Genomic DNA, 20,693 nt, shown 5'->3' with positions numbered 1-20,693 from the left:
AGAGGGTGTTTTCGTTACTTGAAGGTTCTAAAAATTACTTATCAGCGTTGGTTGCACCAATCTTATGGATAGCAAGGTCTGCACCAATAAATTCATCTTCTTGGCTAAGACGTAAACCAGATATTTTGTTGACCAGTCCATAGACGATAATACCGCCAACAACAGCAACGATAACGCCCGCCAAAGTGCCTACAACTTGAGACATGAAGCTAACACCGCCAAGACCGCCTAATGCTGGTAAACCAAAGATACCCGCAGCAATAGCACCCCAAACACCACACAAGCCGTGTAGAGGCCAAACACCGAGAACATCATCAATCTTGCTGCTGCGTTGAAGACGAGTAAATACCCAAACAAACAAAGCGCCAGCAACACCACCAACGATGAATGCGCCAACAGGGTGCATTAGATCAGAGCCGGCACAGACAGCAACTAGGCCAGCCAAAGGACCATTGTGGATAAAGCCTGGGTCATTCTTACCAACAATCAGCGCAACTAAAGTACCACCCACCATGGCGGCTAAGCTGTTTACTGCAACTAAACCATTAATGCCATCTAGCGTTTGCGCTGACATAACGTTAAAGCCGAACCAGCCAACAGTCAGTACCCAAGCACCCAGTGCTAGGAACGGAATGTTGGAAGGCGCAAACGCAATACCAGGCTTTCTACCTTGGCGTGAACCTAGCAAGTAGATTGCTACTAATGCTAGCCATCCACCCATACCGTGCACCACAACGGAGCCTGCAAAGTCGTGGAACTCTGCACCAAACTGGCTATTCAACCAATCTTGGAAACCAAAGTTACCATTCCAAATGACGCCTTCAAAGAATGGGTAAACAAAAGCAACAATTAACGCCGAAGAAAGTAGGAAAGGGCGGAACTTAGCGCGCTCTGCAATACCACCAGAAACAATCGCAGGGATTGCAGCAGCAAAGGTCAGCAAGAAGAAGAACTTAACCAGTTCATATCCATTGTTTTCTGTCAGCGTTTCAACGCTCACGAAGAAGTGTTGCCCATAAGCAATCTGATAACCAATAGCAAAGTACGCCACTGCCGCTAGAGCGAAGTCAGCCATGATCTTAACTAAGGCATTTACTTGGTTCTTATGACGAACCGTACCAACTTCTAAAAAAGCAAAACCTGCATGCATGGCCAAGACCATGATCGCGCCAAGAAGAATAAATAAAGTGTCTGCGCTTTGTGCTACGGCATCGATTGCCTGACTAATGTTGTCCATATAAATAGTTCCAAAGGTGTTTAAGTTTCTCAATAGTTTTCTGCAAGAACCATTCCAACTTTGGTGCAATAAGTAAGGAAAATAACAAACTGAATGCAAAAAGAGTGCAAAGCCCGTATTTAGTGAGATTTCGGAGGTTTTAATTGAAGGTGTTGAGGAGGGAATTGCAGGAGGTGCACTATTCAAGCATTCACTGCTAACGATGAATTGCATGATTTTAGTGCACAAGCAGCTCGGTGTGCACGCATATGGTGCGTCATGTTGGTGCAAATCGGATTTGTGATCTGGTGCAGTGAGGTTCGTAATACAAAAATGTGGTGAATGGTTACGAGTGGTATAAAGCGAACAAATACAAAAAGCCCCAGCTAAATAGCCAGGGCTTCGAGTTATCGCTTAATTATTGGGGGAATTAAGCGGCTTGTTTCACTGCACCCGTTTTAGATGCGTTAACAAGTAGGATACCAACACTTAGTACGATTGAACCACATAGTAGGAACAATAGTCGTCCAGTCGGCTCGTTCGGGATAAGAGCCATAATTAGGATACCAAAACCAGCTGTGCTGATTAGCTTACCAAGCATAGAACGTTGTTTAGTATCTAGGTTTTGCTGCTCTTCACCTTCTGAAACAACAGGCGTGTTCCAGTTAACGAATAGTTGCTCAACTTCAGCTTCACGCTCTGGCGATAGGCCTTTGTACAGTAGAGTAGACGCGATGAAGAAACCACCGGTGAACACTACGTGTGCTGCTAAGCTTAGACCAACTTTCAGGTCAGCCCACTCACGTCCAGTTAGAGCATGCTCTAGACCAAATACGTTTTGAATGTCGTCTGCAGTTAGTGCGATACCGAAGATGTAAGAAACAATACCACCAACGATTAGCGTTGCCCAACCAGCCCAGTCTGGAGTCTTGCGAATCCACATACCTAGTAGGATAGGGATAAGCATTGGGAAGCCGATCAACGCACCGATGTTAAGTACGATGTCGAACAAGCTTAGGTGCTTCAGTGAGTTGATGAACAGACCGATACCGATGATGATCAAGCCCATTACAATGGTAGTCACTTTACTCACTGCTACTAGCTCTTTCTGAGACGCATGAGGGCGTACGATAGGGCTGTAGAAGTTCATTACGAAGATACCAGCGTTACGGTTAAGACCAGAGTCCATTGAAGACATAGTCGCCGCGAACATTGCTGACATTAGTAGACCAACCATACCAGCAGGCATTACGTTTTGTACGAATGCTAGGTATGCTGCGTCACCTGCTTTGTTACCCATTACAGCGTATTGTGCCGCAAAGTCAGGTTGGAAAGCTGCCATGTACCAAGGTGGTAGGAACCAGATTAGTGGACCAACAATCATAAGGATACAAGCTAGGCCTGCAGCTTTACGTGCGTTGTCACTGTCTTTAGCACATAGGTAACGGTATGCGTTGATACTGTTGTTCATTACACCGAACTGCTTAACGAAGATGAACACAACCCAAAGGATGAAGATGCTCACGTAGTTAAGGTTGTTGCCCAGCATGAAGTCGCCTTGGAAGTTGTCTACGATGTTTCCTAGACCACCACCTGCAAAGTATGCAGCGATTGCACAAGTAATTGTAACAGCCATGATTACTAGCATCTGCATGAAGTCAGATGCAACAACCGCCCAAGAACCACCAGTAACAGCCATCAACATGAGAACTAAACCGGTAACTACGATGGTTGCTTCCATTGGGATGTTAAATACAGCTGCTACGAAGATAGCAAGACCGTTCAACCATACACCAGCAGAAATCAAGCTGTCAGGCATACCTGCCCAAGTGAAGAACTGTTCTGAAGTTTTGCCGAAACGCTGACGAATTGCTTCGATAGCGGTTACTACACGAAGTTGACGGAACTTCGGAGCAAAATAGATGTAGTTCAAGAAGTAACCAAATGCATTGGCTAGGAATAGGATAACAACGACGAAACCGTCGCTGAACGCGCGTCCTGCGGCTCCCGTAAACGTCCATGCTGAAAACTGTGTCATGAAGGCGGTTGCACCAACCATCCACCACAACATTTTACCGCCACCCCTGAAGTAGTCACTGGTAGATGTTGTAAACTTTCTAAACATCCAGCCAATAGCCATTAAGAAGAAGAAGTAGGCGAGAACAACAAAAGTATCAATAGTCATTTTTTTCAGCCTTAAAGGTCTTTAGATTAACTGCGAATAATATAGCGTTTTTCGTGATTTATTTGTACTACAATATGCACCTAACGTGATCTAGAGCACGTTTTTGGTTTGGGGTGTATTTTAGTGCTTTTTCTTATTAAAAACAATAACTTAAATTGTATTTGAGTGTTTGCAATCCCATTATTGGTTACTTATATGCCAAATACGAAAGTACTTTAGTATTACAAAATGTAACCACTATTTTGGGCTGCTAAACTCGATTTTATAAGTACCAAAAATAGTTTAGTAGTTAATAGGTTAGACCAAATTTACGAGTTTGCAGGAAAGATCATCTGCAGATGCTGTCGCACTTTAATAATGCGCTTCATGAGCGGGTATATTGGTCAGTCTGTGTTCTCTACGGACATGGCTTACGCCAAAATGACGCGCTGTTAACTTGTAGATGTCACAATCGATACTGGTATTAGAGTTTGAAGTTTGATGTGCTTGTCAGTTAAGGAACAACTCGTACATTGTGTGATCGATTCTAGCTTTATTCTCCGTACGAAAATCCGTTTTATGGGTCACCTCTCTACGCTAGTAGGTAACCAATCGTCATCCTGAACTCGATTCAGCCTCTAAGGCCGCACAAAGTTAATAATGCCCTACACACGGTCGAGTTCTGAAGTATCTAAGATACTGGATAGCTATTGCATAGCTTCCAGTATGACGGTATGAGGGGCTGAGTTTGTATGTGGAGAAGGGCACTTCCTAAGCCATGTCACCAGTATCGATTTGAACAGCAAGACTCAACCATAACGTCATCCTGAACTCGATTCAGGATCTTAGAGCGCAGTGAGTCTCTTTATTCCGCTGACCAATTAACCCCTGAAGTACCTAAGATACTGGATAGCTATTACATAGCTTCCAGTATGACGGAGTGTGGGGCTGAGATTGTACCCGGGGAAGTGCGAGTAAATGATAGTGTTTGCGTGTAGAGAGTGTGAAGCAGGTTAGTGACTATCCCTGTATGTCATCAGTATCGCTTCCAACATCAACACTCAACCATTCCGTCATCCTGAACCCGATTCAGGATCTTAGAGCGCACAGAGCGTCTTTATTCAACCGACAATTAACCCCTGAAGTACCTAAGATACTGGATAGCTATTTCATAGCTTCCAGTATGACGGGGTGTGGGGCTGAGATTGTACCCGGGGAAGTGCGAGTAAATGATAGAGTTTGCGTGTAGAGTGTGTGAAGCAGGTTAGTGACTATCCCCTGTATGTCATCAGTATCGCTTCCAACATCAACACTCAACCATTCCGTCATCCTGAGCTCGACTCAGGATCTTAGAGCGCACTGAGCGTCTTTATTCAACCGACAACTAAACCTGAAGTACCTAAGATACTTATATGGACTCCCTCGGTAAATCAACAAAGAATTTGGAAAACAAGTATAGATGCGCACTTATATACGGGCTTTATTGAGGAGCTACCTCGCCCTAAAATGTAGTCGCACCAATAGGCTATTTCTCGATATCGGCAAGTTTACTGCCTCGAATCTTATCTAGCTCATACTGGTCGGTCTTACCTGTCTTACATCGCTCTTCGTTGACTATGCTCGGTCTATCATGCCAATTTAATTGGCTGATAGTCCGAATCATTCTTTAATAAAGCATAAGCGGTTCGAACGGTTTTGTTCGCTAAAGCAATTGCAGCGATCTTTTTTCCTCGTCGTTCGACAAGTGCTTGTAACCACTGTTCTTTGTTTGTTGTCGCTGGACGGTTTAATACATGAGTGATAACGGAAAGCGCTCCTTGAAATAAAACTGAACGAAGTCGCTTATCCGCACTGTACCTAGATATATGTCCAATACGTTCTTTCCCGCCGGAACTGTTCTGTTTAGGTGTTAGCCCTATATTAGCGGATGCTTCTCGGCCATTAGAAAAGTTTTCACCTCGCCCTAATCGTAACGCTAACCCTAGCGCCCCTAAGGGCCCGACCCCTTCTAGCTTCATCAGCTTTTTGCAAATATGATGCGACTTAACCAAAGACTCGAGCTGCCTATCTAGTTCTTGCAAGTGTTCAATTTGGCCCAATAAATGTGACCATGACTTGTGTAGCGCGGTTCTAAAACTATCAGGTAAAGAGTTATCAGCATCTTCCAGGATGAAAGGGATTTCCTTTCTTAACTTAGATAGGCCTTGCGGTAGAATAATTCCGAACTCAGCTAATACTCCTCGCATCTGGTTACTTTGTGCGACTAATTGAACCTTAGCCAAGTGTCGCATACGCTCTAACGATTGAAGTGCCTGCTCCTCAGTTGAGTGAATATGAGTACCATGGATGTGCTCTTGCTGTGCTGCAACACCAATAGCTAAAGCATCATTCCTATCTGTCTTTTGCTTGGTTTGAAAAGCTTTTACTGCTCTGGCATTGATGACTTTTACAATGTGGCCTGCGCTAATTGCGAATCGAGCCCAGTAGTGTGCACTGCCACAGGCTTCCATAGCCACGAGGGCTTGTTTTTCATTTATCAGAATTTCTTTGAGTTTTGCTCGACTGACTTCGCGGTTATAAATGACTTTTCCGTTAGGGCAGAGTTTGCAAACTTGGAATACATTCTTTGCTAAATCAATAGCTAATAGATTAGGATTAGTCATGTATGGACTCCTTTGGCTAATCTTTAGTCGGATTAAGACCGTAGCTCCTCAAGGAGAGGGAGTCCATACATCTGGATAGCTATTGCATAGCTTCCAGTATGACGTTGTGAGGGGCTGAGTTTGTATGTGGGGAAGTGTGGTTAAGGGCACTTCCTAAGCCATGCCACTAGTATCGGTTTGAACATCAACACTCAACCATTACGTCATCCTGAGCTCGACTCAGGAACTTAGAGCGCACAGAGTTTCTTTATTCAACCGACAATTAACCCCTGAAGTACCTAAGATACTGGATAGCTATTGCATAGCTTCCAGTATGACGGGCGTGAGGCGGCAGGGGTTGTATGTGGGTAGGTGCGGGCAAAAGGTTGAGTTTACGTGTAGGGTGAATGATGCTGGTTAGTTGCTATCAGCCGTATGTCAGCAGTATTAGTCCCAACAGAAATACTCAACCGTTACGTCATCCTGAGCTCGACTCAGGATCTTAGAACGCACAGAGTCGACTCTATCCAATCAAACCTAAAGTGATAACGTAACGAACGGACTGAACACAAACTCCATGCCCACCATCCCAAACAATTCATCCAGCGCCACCAAACTCCAGACACAAAAAAAGCGAGCCTAGGCTCGCTTTTTCAAAACAATTGCAAAGCAATATTAGCTAACGTGAGCTACTGCGTCGCGAACTAGTTCACCTAGCTCGTCCCACTTGCCTTCGTCCATTAGCTTAGTTGGAACCATCCAAGTACCACCACATGCAAGAACTGCAGGGATGTTTAGGTACTCGTCAACGTTCTTAAGGCTAACGCCGCCAGTAGGCATGAAGCTTACTGGGTAAACAGCAGTTAGTGCTTTAAGCATTGGAACGCCACCTGATGGTTCAGCTGGGAAGAATTTAAGAGTACGAAGACCCATTTCCATTGCTTGCTCAACTAGGCTTGGGCTGTTAACGCCAGGTACGATAGCAACGCCTTTGTCTAGGCAGTACTGAACTGTACGTGGGTTGAAGCCAGGGCTTACGATGAAGTCAACGCCAGCGTCGATAGAAGCATCAACTTGCTCGTTAGTAAGAACAGTACCAGAACCGATTAGCATTTCTGGGAATTCTTTACGCATAACGCGGATAGCTTCAACTGCACACTCAGTACGTAGAGTTATTTCAGCACAAGGCATGCCGTTTTCAACAAGAGCGCGACCTAGTGGAATTGCATCTTCAACGCGGTTGATAGCAATTACTGGAATCACTTTAAGGCTTGCTAGTTTTTCGTTCAAAGTTGTCATGTTTTTTCTCATCGAAATAATGTGTGAGTCTGCGTGAGCAGGACAATTTATAGAGACAGCTCAGGCATTGCTTCAGCAGGGATGATAGCACCCGCGTACTGAATTACTGTACCTGCAACAGCGTGACCGCTAGCCGCTGATTCAACAGCTGTGCCGCCACATAGACGTTTTGCTAGGAAACCTGCACTGAAAGAGTCGCCAGCTGCCGTCGTATCAACGATGTTGTCGATCTGGTTAGCTGAAACGTAGTTTGCGCTTTCGCCTTCAACTACTAGACACTCTTTACCGCCACGCTTGATAACAAGCTCTTTAACACCAGCGTTAGTTGTACGCTCGATGCACTGCTCAACGTTCTCGTCACCGTACAGGTCTTGCTCGTCGTCGAAAGTCAGGAGCGCTGTATCCGTGAAGCTTAACATCTTCAGGTACCACTTTTGAGCTTCTTCTTGGCTAGCCCATAGTTTTGGACGGTAGTTGTTGTCGAAGAATACTTTACCTTCGAAGTTCTCAAGGAACTTGAATAGCTCGTTGCGACCGTTTTCAGTCAAGATAGCTAGAGTGATACCACTTAGGTAAACAGCATCGTAGCCACTTAGCGTGTCAACAAGAGAAGCTGACTCAGCTTGATCAAACATGAACTTCGCTGCAGCGTCGTTGCGCCAGTAGTGGAAGCTACGCTCGCCAGTGTCATCAGTTTCGATGTAGTAAAGACCTGGTTGCTTGTCTGAAAGACGTGCAATTAGGCTTGTATCGATGTTCTCAGACTCCCAGCTTTCTAGCATGTGAGCACTGAATGGGTCTTGGCCCAATGCTGTTACATAGCTAGTTTTGATACCGTGCTTGTGAGTCAAACGAGACAGATACAGAGCCGTGTTCAGTGTATCACCACCGAATGCTTGCTTTAGAAGTTCACCTTTCTGCTGAAGTTCTACCATGCACTCGCCGATGATCGCAATGTTTAATGATTTCATATGCTTACCTAAGCTTAAATGTGCTTCAAAGATTACTTAAGGAAATCTTCACGTGCTGGAGAGAATAAGTCTAGAAGCTCACTGCCTTCTTCTAGAGCTACAGCACCGTGTACAAAGTGCTTAGGAGCAATGTAAGCATCGCCAGCAACAAGGATTTTCTTCTCGCCTTCGATTTCTGCTTCAAAGCTACCGCAAATTACGTAACCGATTTGGTCATGAATTTCATGCGCGTGTGGGTGGCCGATTGCGCCTTTTTCAAAACGTACACGAACGCCCATTAGTTCGTCAGTGTAACCAACGATCTGACGGCTAAGACCTTCGCCTAGATCTTCCCAAGGTTGTTCTTTTGAAATGAAAAATGGATTCATGATGAGGTTCCTTAATGGTTTTGAGTTTTTACAAACTAAAAAATTAACTTTAACTATGCATATAATAATGGATTATTTTTAATTGTCATACAATAAGTTTATAGTTGTGTGACATAGGTCAACTGTAAGCAAGTTTGTTTACCTACAATATGCAAGCGATAGAGAGAAATGGAAGTATAGGTAACAAACAGTTATTTTTTGAAATTGTTTATGTGACAGCATTCATTCTTTTTTGACCGCCACATAGGATTAAAGTTAATATTGTATTACTTTATGTGGGTTTACAATTATTCTCGTTAGTTGAGGAAAAACTACAAAATGACGACACAACCTATATTGCTGACTGCCGAAGAGATCATTGAACTTCGCAAGGAAGTTGGCCGTGACACCCTGATGGGCAAGACCATCGCTAAGAACGTTGCACAACTTGAGCGTTTCATGAGCCTACCACTAGAGGTACCGGGTCACGGTGATGGCGGGAGCTATGAGCACAACCGTCACAAAGATAACTACACCTACATGAACATTGCAGGTCGTCTTTTCCTCATCACTGAAGAACAGAAATACGCTGACTTCGTGACTGCACTGCTTGAAGAGTATGCAGACAAGTACCTAGAGTTAGGTTTCCAAGTTCAGAAGAACACTAACCCAACGGGTCGTATTTTCCATCAGATCCTCAACGAACATGGTTGGTTGCTATTCACCAGCATCGCGTACTCTTGCGTTGCATCAACTATGACTGAGGCGCAGCGTCAGCGCATTATCGATCGCATCTTTATCCCTATGATTGAGATGAGCATTGATAAGTACTCACATCGCTTTGACCACATTCACAACCACGGTGTTTGGGCTGTTGCCGCTGTTGGCGCCTGTGCTGTAGCGATTGGTAAGCCAGAATATTTGGAAATGGCGGTTTACGGTAAAGACCGTGACGCTTCAAGTGGCTTCCTAGACCAAGTGTCTAATCTATTTGCTCCTTCTGGTTACTACCTAGAAGGGCCTTACTACTCGCGCTTTACGATTCGTCCATTGGTGTTGCTGGCTGAGATTATTCATCGCCACATGCCAGAAGTGGATATCTACAACTACAAAAACGGCGTAGTAGGTAACACAGTACAAGCTCTATTGGCATCTGCGTATCCAAACGGTGTATTTCCTGCAATGAACGATGCGTCACAAAGCATGAGCATTGCGGATATGGGTGTGCAGGTTGCTGTTAGCATTTACGGCGCGCACTACTCACTAGACGACAACATTCTGGGTATGGCGAAGATTCAAGACGGTGTTTGGATGCATCCTTGCGGTCTTAAAGTGTCTCGCGCTTATGAAGAAGCATCGGCAGAGCGCACTATCGGCATGCCATTCTGGCCAAGTGTAGAACTCAACGAAGGCCCTGATGGCGACAAAGGCGCACAAGGCTTTGTTCGTATGCAGGACAAAAATGGTGATGTTACTCAGCTAGTGATGAACTACGGTCAGCACGGTATGGGTCACGGCCACTTCGACACACTAGGCATTACGCTATTCAATCGTGGTCATGAAGTACTTCGCGAATACGGTTTTGCTCGTTGGATTAACGTTGAGCCTAAGTTTGGCGGTCGTTACCTTCCTGAAAACCCGTCATACGCTCGTCAAACCATTGCACACAATAGCGTAACCATTGATGAAACCTGTCAGAACTACTTCGATGTAGACCGTGCAGATTCAGTTCATGGACTGCCGCATTTCTTCCAAGTCAACGACGATAACCTAAAGGGTATGAGTGCGTTTGCTAACGATCATCATGATGGTTTTGCTCAGCAACGTAGTGTATTCCTACTTAACCTCGACGAGCTAGAAGCGCCGCTTCTGATCGATTTGTATCGCGTCGTGGGTGAGGGTGAGCATCAGTATGATTACTCTCATCAGTACAATGGTCAGATTATTCGCACTAACTTCGAATATGACGCATACAAAGAGCTGGAAACCCTAGGCACAGAACACGGCTATCAGCATCTGTGGAAAGTGGCAGCAGGCGAAGCCAACGACACCGCATTGGTTAGCTGGTTGCAAGATAACAGTTACCACACTTGGCTTGGCACTAGCTCAAACAACAATGGTGAAGTGATCTTCGCACGCTCTGGTGCTAATGACCCTAGCTTCAACCTACGCAGCGAGCCTTCATTCATTCTGCGTAGCCGTGGCGAGTCCACTTTATTTGCTTCTGTTGTTGAAACGCACGGTTATTTCAACGAAGAGTTTGAGCAATCAGTGAATGCTCGTGGCCGAGTTCAAGACATTCGTGTGCTTGCTCACAACGAGACCGGATCTGCTATCGAGATCACCACACAAGATTCTATCGTGACTATGCTTGTTTCTAATCAAGCGGATGTCACCGAAAGCACAGTTAATCAAATTATAATTAATGATAAGACCTTCAACTGGACAGGACACTATTCAGTGGAAGTTAAAACCCAATCTCAGGAGACGATTTAATGAGCTACCAACCATTGCTGCTTAACTTTGAAGAAGCAGCTGAACTCCGTAAAGAACTTGGCAAGGATAGCCTATTAGGTAAAGCATTAGCGCGCGACATTAAACAAACCGATGCGTACATGGCTGAAGTAGGCATTGAAGTACCAGGACACGGTGAAGGTGGTGGCTACGAGCACAACCGTCACAAGCAAAACTACATCCACATGGATCTAGCGGGTCGTTTGTTCCTGATCACTGAAGAAACAAAATACCGTGATTACATCGCCGATATGCTTACTGCATACGCGAAGGTATACCCAACGCTTGAAAGCAACGTGAGTAAAGATACTAACCCTCCAGGTAAGATCTTCCACCAAACACTTAACGAAAACATGTGGATGCTTTACGCTTCTTGTGCGTACTCTTGCATCTTCCACACGCTTTCTGATGAGCAAAAAGCACTGATTGAAAACGACCTTTTCAAGCAAATGATCGACCTGTTTGTGGTGACTTACGGTCACGATTTCGACATCGTTCATAACCACGGGCTTTGGGCTGTAGCAGCAGTAGGTATCTGTGGTTACGCGATTAACGATCAAGAGTCAGTAGACAAAGCGCTTTACGGCCTGAAAATGGACAAAGTAAGCGGCGGTTTCCTAGCTCAGCTTGACCAACTGTTCTCGCCAGATGGCTACTACATGGAAGGTCCTTACTACCACCGTTTCTCTCTACGTCCGATCTACCTGTTTGCAGAATCTATCGAGCGTCGCCAGCCTGAAATTGGTATCTACGAGTTTAATGACTCAGTGATCAAGACAACCTCTTACGCAGTATTCAAAACAGCGTTCCCAGACGGTTCTCTACCAGCATGTAACGATTCATCTAAGACTATCTCTATCAATGATGAAGGCGTTGTGATGGCAACATCTGTATGTTTCCAGCGTTACGAGCAAGCTGAAACACTACTAGCAATGGCTAACCACCAGCAAAACGTATGGGTTCATACTTCTGGTCTGACTCTATCTAATGCAGTTGAAGCTGCTGATGAAATCAAGCCATTTAACTGGGGTAGCCTATACATCACAGATGGCCCTCAAGGTGAGAAAGGCGGTCTAGGCATCCTACGTCACCGTGACGCGCAAGATGACGACACTATGGCGCTTATCTGGTTTGGTCAGCACGGCTCTGATCACCAGTACCACTCTGCACTGGATCACGGTCACTACGATGGCCTGCACCTAAGTGTATTCAACCGTGGTATCGAAGTGCTTCACGACTACGGTTACGGCCGTTGGGTAAACGTTGAGCCTAAGTTCGGTGGTCGCTACATTCCTGAGAACAAGTCTTACTGTAAGCAAACTGTTGCTCACAACACTGTGACTGTTGATCAGAAAACTCAGAACAACTTCAACACAGCACTAGCTGAGTCTAAGTTTGGTGAGAAGCACTTCTTCAACATTGACAATGACAAGCTACAAGGCATGAGTGGTCGCATCTCTGGCTACTACGAAGGCATCGATATGCAGCGCAGCATCATCCTTGCTGACCTTGAAGAGTTCGAAAAGCCTCTAGTGATTGATGTTTACCGCATCCAGTCTGAAGAAGAGCACCAGTACGACCTACCTGTACACTACACTGGCCAGATCATTCGTACTGATTTTGAATACCAAACCCAAAGCACGCTTAAGCCTGTCGGTGAGTCTGACGGTTACCAACACCTTTGGAACCTAGGCTCTGGCAAGGTTGAAGGTAGCTCTCTTGTTAGCTGGCTTGTTAACAACAGCTACTACTCACTAGTGACTAGCGCACAAGCAGCTGACAGCGAAGTAATTTTTGCTCGTCTAGGTGCGAACGACCATGACTTCAACCTGCGTAGCGAACCTGCAATGATCATGCGCCAATCGGGTAAAGATCATGTGTTTGCTTCTGTTCTTGAAACTCACGGTTACTTCAACGAAGAGTTCGAGCAATCTGTAAATGCTCGTGGTCTAGTTGAGTCTGTAAACGTAGTGGCTGATACAGTAGACGGTACAGTGATTCGTATTCAAACGACTACGGGTAACACTTATCACTTCGGTATCTCTAACCGTGCAGAAGACGCTCAACAATCTGAGCACACGGTAGGCGAGTTCACTTGGACTGGTTCTTTCGCTCAAATCTAAGAGTGAGTTGCTAATCGTCTAGATTGGCACAGCATAAAAGATAAACGGATGTAGGGTTTAACCTTACATCCGTTTTTTTATGGCTAAGTGCTTGAAGTAAATGTAATACCGTGTTGCATATTAACTTAACACCGCGCTTAGCAAATCTGTGAAACCGGTCATATGCGACAAAAAACCTGTGGGCTGAATGGTAAAATATGGACCGCCATTTCAATAATATTTGCCAGTTAAATCGCTATTGGTCGTTATTAATTCAGGAGCCCTATGGAACTGCTAGATCTCACCATAGTACTTGCGTACTTCGTTTTCGTTATCTTTGCTGCGTTAGTATTTAAGCGCTTTGCAAAAACCTCTTCGGGTTTTATACGCGGTGGGGGAGCGATGATGTGGTGGATGGCCGGTGCAACCGCCTTTATGACGCAGTTTTCCGCATGGACGTTTACCGGAGCCGCAGCCAAAGCATACGAAGATGGGCTAACCGTACTATTTTTGTTCTGGGGTAATGCTCTAGGTTTTTTTGTGGCTGCCTTGTACTTTGCAGAGCGTTATCGAAAGTTGCGTGTGGACACTCCAATGGAGGTCATCAAGCTGCGCTTTGGTAAGGTTTCGGAGCAGTTCTATACATGGCTGAGTTTCCCTCTTGGTATTCTCTCAGCGGCGATTTGGCTGAATGGCCTCGCTATCTTTGTCGCTGCCGTATTTGGTATTGACCTTTATGTAACCATAATGATTGTGGGTGCGTTAGTCACCTTTGTGGCGGTAAGTGGCGGCTCATGGACCGTTTCGGCAACCAACGTCATTCAATTGATTCTACTAGTATCCATCACCATGACTGTGGGCGGGTTTGCACTGTATAGCAGTGGCGGTCCAACGCAAATGGTGGAGAACTATCCTGGTGACTTCTTGCTGGGATCTGATATCCAATACTGGCAGATCTGCGCTATTTGGGTGTTCATTATTATGGGCAAGCAGACCATCAACACCAACAACGCGCTGACTTGTTATCGCTTTCTAGTGACCACCAATGAAAAAGAAGCCAAGAAAGCCGCTTTGGTTGCTGGCATTTTGTTTGTTGTGGGGCCTGTGATGTGGTTTATCCCTCCATGGGTAACTGCTGGCCTGGGTGTGAATCTACAATCTATCTATCCTAACTTGGGCGACAGTGCCAACAATGCCGCTTACGTTTATTACATCGATTACTTTATGCCAAAAGGGATACTAGGGCTGGTACTGGCGGCTATGATAGCGGCAACAGTCGCACCTATGACGACAGCGCTGAATCGAAATGCCGGTATCTTTGTACGCAATGTCTATCAATCGGTGATCAACCAAAACGCGTCCGAGCGTCAGCAGATGAAAATGGGCAAGATCGCCACACTGGTTTCTGGTTTATTGTCAGTCGGGGCCGCGCTATTGTTTGCCTCAATTCGAGAATACAGCTTCTTTGATTTGATGATGCTGTTCGGCGCTCTATTACAAATGCCACTGTCTATCCCATCGCTACTTGCACTTGTTGTTATGAGAACGCCGGATTGGTCGGGTTGGGCAACCATAGTGGTTGGCTTATGCGTGTCTGCCTTTATGCACTTCATCTTTGAAGTGAACTGGCTACTGCCACTGTTTAACGCAGAAGCATTTACCCATCGAGAGTATGTTGACCTAACGGTAGTGTGTGCACTGGTTGCTCAGATTGTCATTACGGGCGGCTTCTTTGTTGCCACTCGACTGTTCTACAAAGAGCGAGAAGGGCAACGAGCGACAGAATTTAATGCCATGATGGCAAACTTAACTACACCGATCAGCAGCAAAGAGGAAGCTGAGGTCGATAGACGCCAAGGCAAGTACCTAGGGCGCATGAGTCAGATACTCGGTATTTTCATAGTGGCTATTGGTGTTTGGTTTGAGTCTTGGGCTGATAAAGGGGTGTTTATCATTATTGGTTGTTTGATATTCCTTGCGGGTTGCCATCTTTATCGCAGTCGTAAGGCGCCGGTGTTGGTAGCAAATTGATCTGATAGCAGAGAGCCTGTGGCTCTCTGCATTTCCCGAACCTAGTAGTATTGTTTAGTAGTACCTAAGCGCCTGATAAACGAAGCCAAATAACTTTGTATTTGTAATTGTGTGGCTTAAGTCTACCTGACCACTGTCGAGTACGGGGTTAAAATGTAGTTCAAATCTTTTGTTTTCCGCATCGTTTAGGTTAGTTATATACAGTGTTTCCATGTTTGGTTCGTTCTCGCTGAGCAAAATAAACCCATTGTTTAAAAGCTTGTAGTCAAAGTTGAATTTATGATCAATGGGTTCAATGGGTGCAATGCCCGTGGAACGGATAAGAAAGTTGAATTCATTTATGTCTAGAATATCCGCGCTACTTGTTGTGATGCGATATGCATTAATTCCTATTTCCTGACGATTAATAAAGTCGTTGTTTAGAACCAGTTGTATCGTTGATGCTCCACTTGTATCAAATTCACTTTCTTTATTCTCAATTTCTGTATAGCTAATAACGAAGTTTTCTCTTTGGTCTTTCCAATCGCAATTAATGAAGTACTGAGTACTAATGTCCAAAAATTCAGAGTAATCAGTATCGCAGATTGCTTCGATGTCTTGATATTCTAATCCAAGGTTTATCGATGCTTTTTTGTAGTCAGGGTCGAAGCTTTCTGATTCAAATCCTGGTAATTGTGATGGGAGACCACTAGTACCGCCGTCACCATCACCACCGCTATCTGGACCATCTATATCAATACCAGGCTCACCCGGTACGATAATCGAACCTCCATCCCCACCATTATCATTTCCGCCGTTAGTATTAGAATCAGACGAATTACAGGCGACAAGAAGCGGCAATAGCCCTAGAGCAATCACTTGTTTGAACATAATTTTTCCTATGGATTTTAGTAAAGTGTGGCTAGCTTATTTTTAAGCCATTGTGTTGCAATGCCATTTGCTCTCAACTCAGAGGTAATGAGTTCAACCCTGAGTAGGTGTCCTTTTTCGCTAACTAGAGTCTCGACAATCTTGATTCTAGATAGATGATTAAGTGCTATTTCTTTGGGGATAAACGCCCAACCAATATCATTTTCGACGAGCGTGATGACTGATTCCATATCATCGACGTTTATGTGTTCAATATCGGGAAGGTCTAGGTATTTGTTTTCTAGATTAAAAGCGCTTGTTCTCGAAATCTGCTTGGTACCGACAAGATCTGAATGCGCGACTTTCTTTTGACCCATAGGGTTGTTCTTAGAGCAGATCAAGCATGTTTCTATGTAATCTAACGTTTGAAACTGCACGCTTTTATCGAGGAACCAACGTCCGGTTGCTAATGCGACATCCACTTCGTTTTCTTCAATAAGATGAATGATGTCTTGAGTCATTAATTGTCGAATTACAAGCTCAACACTAGGAAAGGTCGTTTGAAATTCAACCAGCGCTAGTCTTATGTCTTGATTCATTAGCCAATCATCAACAGCGACAACGATTCTCTCTTCGATACCATCGGAGAGATGATGTGCACGATTTAAAAATGCGGTTTCAGCGGACAGAAGATTTTTGGCATGTAGAAGCAGTGTCTGACCTTCGCTGGTCAGAATAGGTTTGTAGGCACTTCTGTCAAACAAGGTGAGGTTTAGATCGATCTCTAGGTCAGCAATTGCATTGCTTACCCAAGACTGAGCTTTATTTTGTTTTCTGGCAGCAGCGGTGAAAGAACCACATTCCACTGCATTAACAAACGCTCTGATCTTTTCAGTATTCATCTATCTATCCCCATCACTATTTCGTATAGATTATAGGGGATAAACGCGTATAGAAAGATAAAGACTATCTGTTTTTGTTATGAAGATTTAGTCGTACATCAACTCTTTGGCTTTAGCTTCGTTAAATTCCTTAAGGGACTTTCTAGCTAAGTGTCTGAAAGGTAATGCTTTAACAATCTCTTCAAAGGGTTGAATAGCAAATGCCCAGAAAATAGAGCCATCAAACACCATAATAATTAATGCACATAATGGGATTGAAATAACCCATTGGCCAGTAAAGTTGATCTTAAAGACTGCGGTGGTCTTTCCTAGGGCACGCAATACATGACCATGTACTGTGTTATAGCCTCGAACGATAGGAAGGAAGATATACAGCGGTGCGATGGTGGCTAGAGCTACGTAAGTGGCAGGGTCGAGATTAGGGTATATATCGGCAATGAACAGGCTCAAAATACCAAAGAACACCGCGCAGATAATCGAGATGCATACGGCAATATCAATGCTGGTATCCACATTTTTCGCCAGATCGTCCATCTTATTAGACCCGATGGCTTGGCTAATGGATATTGCCGAAGAGTGAGCCCATGCGGTGATAAATTGAGTGCCTGAGCGAAGCCAAGGCATCACTAGTGTGATGGCTACATACGCATTGATGTTGAGCTGAGAGTAAAGCAATTGGTAAACAGTGGCACCAATGGACAAGATGGTGACATTTGCTGCAACTGGGAATATCTCAATAAAATGGTTCTTAATGCTGTGTCTGATGCCATCAATATGCTTTTTAAATGGCAGGTCAACCTCGTTTGACAGATGCATACAAGCAAGCAAGTAAGCCATTCTAATCATAATGGCGATTAGGGTACCTGTCGCAGCTCCTTTTACGCCCATTCCTTCAAAACCGGCATACCCGTAGATGAGGAAATAAGAGGTAAATGCATTAATGGGCATCTCTATGAGATAGCCTTTAAATGGGATCTTAGTTCGACCTAAGCTATTAAAAAGCGCAATGATCACTTGAGTGATGGCATTGAACAGTACTAGGTATTGGGAAACCGATAGGTAGTCGTTAATCTCTTCATACAAAGAGGTGTCGTCGGTCAGTGCTTCGATAAGCTGGTGATCAAAAAACTGCAGTAGAATTAGAAAGAGCGCCGCTACCGAGAAGTTAATGATCATTCCTGACCAGAACCCCTTAGCTAAAGATGCCTGAACACCAGAGCCAACGGCGCGGCTTAGTACTAGCTGTGTACCATTTGCTAGGGCCATCTGAATGCCAATAATAAAGGCAACGATGGTGCTAGCAATACCCATAGCGGCAAGGGAGACCTCACCTAAGGGCGATACTAAGAAGGTGTCGATCATCAACATTGACTGCATCAACAGTGCATTCAACGCCAATGGCCAAGCTATAGAGATGTTTTTTCTAACGTAAGATTGAGCTGGCACAGCATTACCTTGGTATTAACGAACAAAAGCGAATCAAGCCAAGACTTGATTCGCTGGTAATAAAATAGTACTTATTTTCTACAATGGTGCCATTGACTGCGATGACAATCAATAATCAAAACGTTAGTTTGATATTTATAGCTTCTAACTGAAAAGTTTTATGAAGCTTTAGCTAACGTCTGGTTCTCATCATCTAGTAGGCTTTGAGACGCATCGCGTGCTTGGCTCGCGTTACCAGACATGATGCCATCGTAGATTGCTTTGTGTTCTTCTAAGCAGAAGCGTCCGCCAACAGCAGAGTAGTCGATAAACTGCTTGAAGATAGTCGACAGAATATTGCTGAAAGGCACGTAGAACTGGTTACCAGTGGCTAAGAACACTGTCTGATGGAACAGATGATCGTTAATCGTCCAGTTCTCATAGTCGAATTCATTAGCTGCAACGGTCATGCGCTGGAAGTACTTTGATAATTCTTTACGCTGCTCTGCTGTAGCATTGGTCGCTGCAAGCGCGCACGCTTCAGGTTCAATCGCCTTACGTAAACCCAGAAACTGAGCTAGGAAAGGCTTGTTGTCTTCTAGGTCTTGAATCCAATCTAAGAATTGAGGATCTAGGAAGTGCCACTGACTACGTGGGCAGATACGAGTTCCAACCTTAGGCTTAGATTCGATAAGGCCTTTAGCGGATAAAAGCTTGGTAGACTCACGCAAAGCGGTACGGCTAACGCCAAACGCTTCACAAAGCTCCGTTTCACACGGTATTTTTTGATTTTCTTTAAGCTCACCAGACAGAATTTTTCGTGCAATCTGTCTAGCAACCTGAACATGTATTCGGCGGTCTGAATTCTCCACCAACGCAAAAAGCGACATTTTTCTACCACCTGAGTTATATACAAAAGCCAGCTTAAACTGGTCTTAAATGGTCACCAGATATCGGTGACGAAAGGTTTTGAAGCCTTTCATTGTTTAGTGATGCGCAGTTACGGGTAACAAAGTAAAACGATAAGTGTCTATAAAGTGACTCATTGCATACTTAACATTGAGAGAGTAATCATCGTTTTTATTAAAGTGTAGTCTCTCTCGTGAAACCCCAGTCACTACGAGCAGGGGGTGTCAAATTTAACAATTACCGAGTTAGCAATTGCAACGTACCCCTACATTCACCATGAATTAAAATAATACAATAACATTTTATAACATCAACTAATTCTGAGATATAAATCAATTTACCGGCAAGAATTCAGACTTTAGTCACGTTAGGGGCGACGTTGCACATTCAATGCTATGCTTTATGTTAATGAGTTGTATGAGGAAAGTGTTGGTTTGAGGGTTTGGGTTGGCGTTGTGTTACCACTAGGGTTCCCCCATTAGACGGGGCATGTCACGTTTACAGTATAGGTTTGTGGCGCATTTGAATCAGAGTGATATATTTGGCCTTAGATAATACATTAATAATAAGTAAGTTTAGATTATGTCAGGTTCCTTTAATTCAATCGCAGGCTCAAAGCGCAGTTTGCACGTACAGGTTGCTCGCGAAATTGCGCGCGGTATTCTTTCTGGAGAGTTAGCTCAAGGCTCAATTCTACCAGGTGAAATGACCTTGTGTGAGCAGTTCGGTATCAGCCGTACAGCACTTCGTGAAGCAGTAAAGCTTCTAACTTCAAAAGGCTTATTGGAGTCACGTCCAAAGGTTGGCACTAAAGTTGTTAACAGAGCATTCTGGAATTTCTTAGATCCACAACTAATAGAGTGGATGGATGGTCTAGCGGATGTTGATCAATTCTGCATGCAATTCTTGGGTTTACGCCGTGCCATTGAGCCTGAAGCGTGTGCACTTGCTGCACAATTTGCCACTGCTGAACAACGCATCGAACTGTCTGAAACCTTTCAAGAGATGGTAGACGTTGCGTCAGAGTCAGAGCTTAATATTGAGCGTTGGACTGACGTAGATACTCGTTTCCATAGCTTGATCTTCAATTCAACAGGTAACGATTTCTATCTGCCGTTTGGTAATATTTTGACGACTATGTTTGTGAACTTTATTGTTCATTCGTCAGAAGAAGGTAGCACTTGCATCAACGAACACCGTGAAATTTACAACGCGATCATGGCCGGCAACAGCGACAAAGCACGCCAAGCATCAGCAGAACACTTGCAAGCGACAAATCACCGTCTTCCTGAAGAAATTTAGTAGTTTCTTTACTAATATTG

The 20,693-nt window shown here is 44.4% G+C and carries 14 protein-coding genes; 4 read left to right on the top strand and 10 right to left on the bottom strand.

Annotation, left to right across the window (positions count from 1 at the left end; translation table 11 throughout):
- Positions 1-34: 34 nt before the first annotated feature.
- From OCU35_RS16835 to OCU35_RS16810, 6 genes are all read right to left on the bottom strand, one after another.
- Entirely contained in the window at positions 35-1,237 is a 1,203-nt protein-coding gene (locus OCU35_RS16835) for an ammonium transporter (RefSeq protein ID WP_261825996.1), read from the bottom strand.
- 409 nt (positions 1,238-1,646) lie between these two features.
- Positions 1,647-3,401, bottom strand: coding sequence for a sodium:solute symporter family transporter (locus OCU35_RS16830; RefSeq protein ID WP_261825995.1), 1,755 nt, complete (start codon positions 3,399-3,401; stop codon positions 1,647-1,649).
- A 1,607-nt stretch (positions 3,402-5,008) separates the two neighbouring features.
- Positions 5,009-6,043, bottom strand: a complete 1,035-nt coding sequence (locus OCU35_RS16825; RefSeq protein ID WP_261825648.1) for an IS110 family RNA-guided transposase — start codon at positions 6,041-6,043, stop codon at positions 5,009-5,011.
- Between the two features lie 654 nt (positions 6,044-6,697).
- Complete coding sequence (locus tag OCU35_RS16820; RefSeq protein WP_017032088.1) at positions 6,698-7,321, bottom strand: bifunctional 4-hydroxy-2-oxoglutarate aldolase/2-dehydro-3-deoxy-phosphogluconate aldolase; 624 nt, start codon at positions 7,319-7,321, stop codon at positions 6,698-6,700.
- Between the two features lie 47 nt (positions 7,322-7,368).
- On the bottom strand, positions 7,369-8,292 hold the full coding sequence (locus OCU35_RS16815) for a 2-dehydro-3-deoxygluconokinase (protein ID WP_017027884.1): 924 nt from the start codon (positions 8,290-8,292) through the stop codon (positions 7,369-7,371).
- A 32-nt stretch (positions 8,293-8,324) separates the two neighbouring features.
- On the bottom strand, positions 8,325-8,660 hold the full coding sequence (locus OCU35_RS16810) for a cupin domain-containing protein (RefSeq protein WP_017027883.1): 336 nt from the start codon (positions 8,658-8,660) through the stop codon (positions 8,325-8,327).
- A 318-nt stretch (positions 8,661-8,978) separates the two neighbouring features.
- On the opposite strand from OCU35_RS16810, the gene OCU35_RS16805 reads away from it, so the two are divergent.
- The 3 genes from OCU35_RS16805 to OCU35_RS16795 all read left to right on the top strand — a co-directional run bounded on the left by OCU35_RS16805 (position 8,979) and on the right by OCU35_RS16795 (position 15,286).
- Positions 8,979-11,135 carry a heparinase II/III-family protein gene (locus OCU35_RS16805; protein ID WP_261825994.1) on the top strand — a complete coding sequence of 719 codons (2,157 nt, stop codon included), beginning with the start codon at positions 8,979-8,981 and terminating at the stop codon, positions 11,133-11,135.
- A complete protein-coding gene (locus tag OCU35_RS16800) occupies positions 11,135-13,276 on the top strand; it encodes a heparinase II/III domain-containing protein (RefSeq protein ID WP_102334840.1) in 2,142 nt (713 codons plus the stop codon). The genes OCU35_RS16805 and OCU35_RS16800 overlap by 1 nt, the downstream gene beginning before the upstream one ends.
- Before the next feature lie 264 nt (positions 13,277-13,540).
- Positions 13,541-15,286 (top strand): sodium:solute symporter family transporter, encoded by a 1,746-nt coding sequence (locus tag OCU35_RS16795; RefSeq protein WP_261825993.1) that lies wholly within the window; start codon positions 13,541-13,543, stop codon positions 15,284-15,286.
- A gap of 54 nt (positions 15,287-15,340) precedes the next feature.
- Here the strand turns inward: OCU35_RS16795 and OCU35_RS16790 are convergent, their stop codons facing one another.
- The 4 genes from OCU35_RS16790 to OCU35_RS16775 all read right to left on the bottom strand — a co-directional run bounded on the left by OCU35_RS16790 (position 15,341) and on the right by OCU35_RS16775 (position 19,352).
- Positions 15,341-16,156 (bottom strand): hypothetical protein, encoded by an 816-nt coding sequence (locus tag OCU35_RS16790; RefSeq protein ID WP_261825992.1) that lies wholly within the window; start codon positions 16,154-16,156, stop codon positions 15,341-15,343.
- Between the two features lie 17 nt (positions 16,157-16,173).
- Positions 16,174-17,037, bottom strand: coding sequence for a LysR family transcriptional regulator (locus OCU35_RS16785; protein ID WP_261825991.1), 864 nt, complete (start codon positions 17,035-17,037; stop codon positions 16,174-16,176).
- 87 nt (positions 17,038-17,124) lie between these two features.
- Positions 17,125-18,414, bottom strand: a complete 1,290-nt coding sequence (locus OCU35_RS16780; protein WP_261826562.1) for an MATE family efflux transporter — start codon at positions 18,412-18,414, stop codon at positions 17,125-17,127.
- A gap of 227 nt (positions 18,415-18,641) precedes the next feature.
- Positions 18,642-19,352 (bottom strand): FadR/GntR family transcriptional regulator, encoded by a 711-nt coding sequence (locus OCU35_RS16775; RefSeq protein ID WP_065210593.1) that lies wholly within the window; start codon positions 19,350-19,352, stop codon positions 18,642-18,644.
- Between the two features lie 601 nt (positions 19,353-19,953).
- On the opposite strand from OCU35_RS16775, the gene OCU35_RS16770 reads away from it, so the two are divergent.
- Positions 19,954-20,673, top strand: a complete 720-nt coding sequence (locus OCU35_RS16770) for a FadR/GntR family transcriptional regulator (RefSeq protein WP_017027877.1) — start codon at positions 19,954-19,956, stop codon at positions 20,671-20,673.
- Positions 20,674-20,693: the final 20 nt, after the last annotated feature.

This window comes from Vibrio breoganii (genome assembly GCF_024346795.1).
Taxonomy (GTDB): Bacteria; Pseudomonadota; Gammaproteobacteria; order Enterobacterales; family Vibrionaceae; genus Vibrio; species Vibrio breoganii.
Note: the sequence above shows the minus strand (reverse complement) of the source record. Positions and strands in the feature narration are given on the sequence as shown.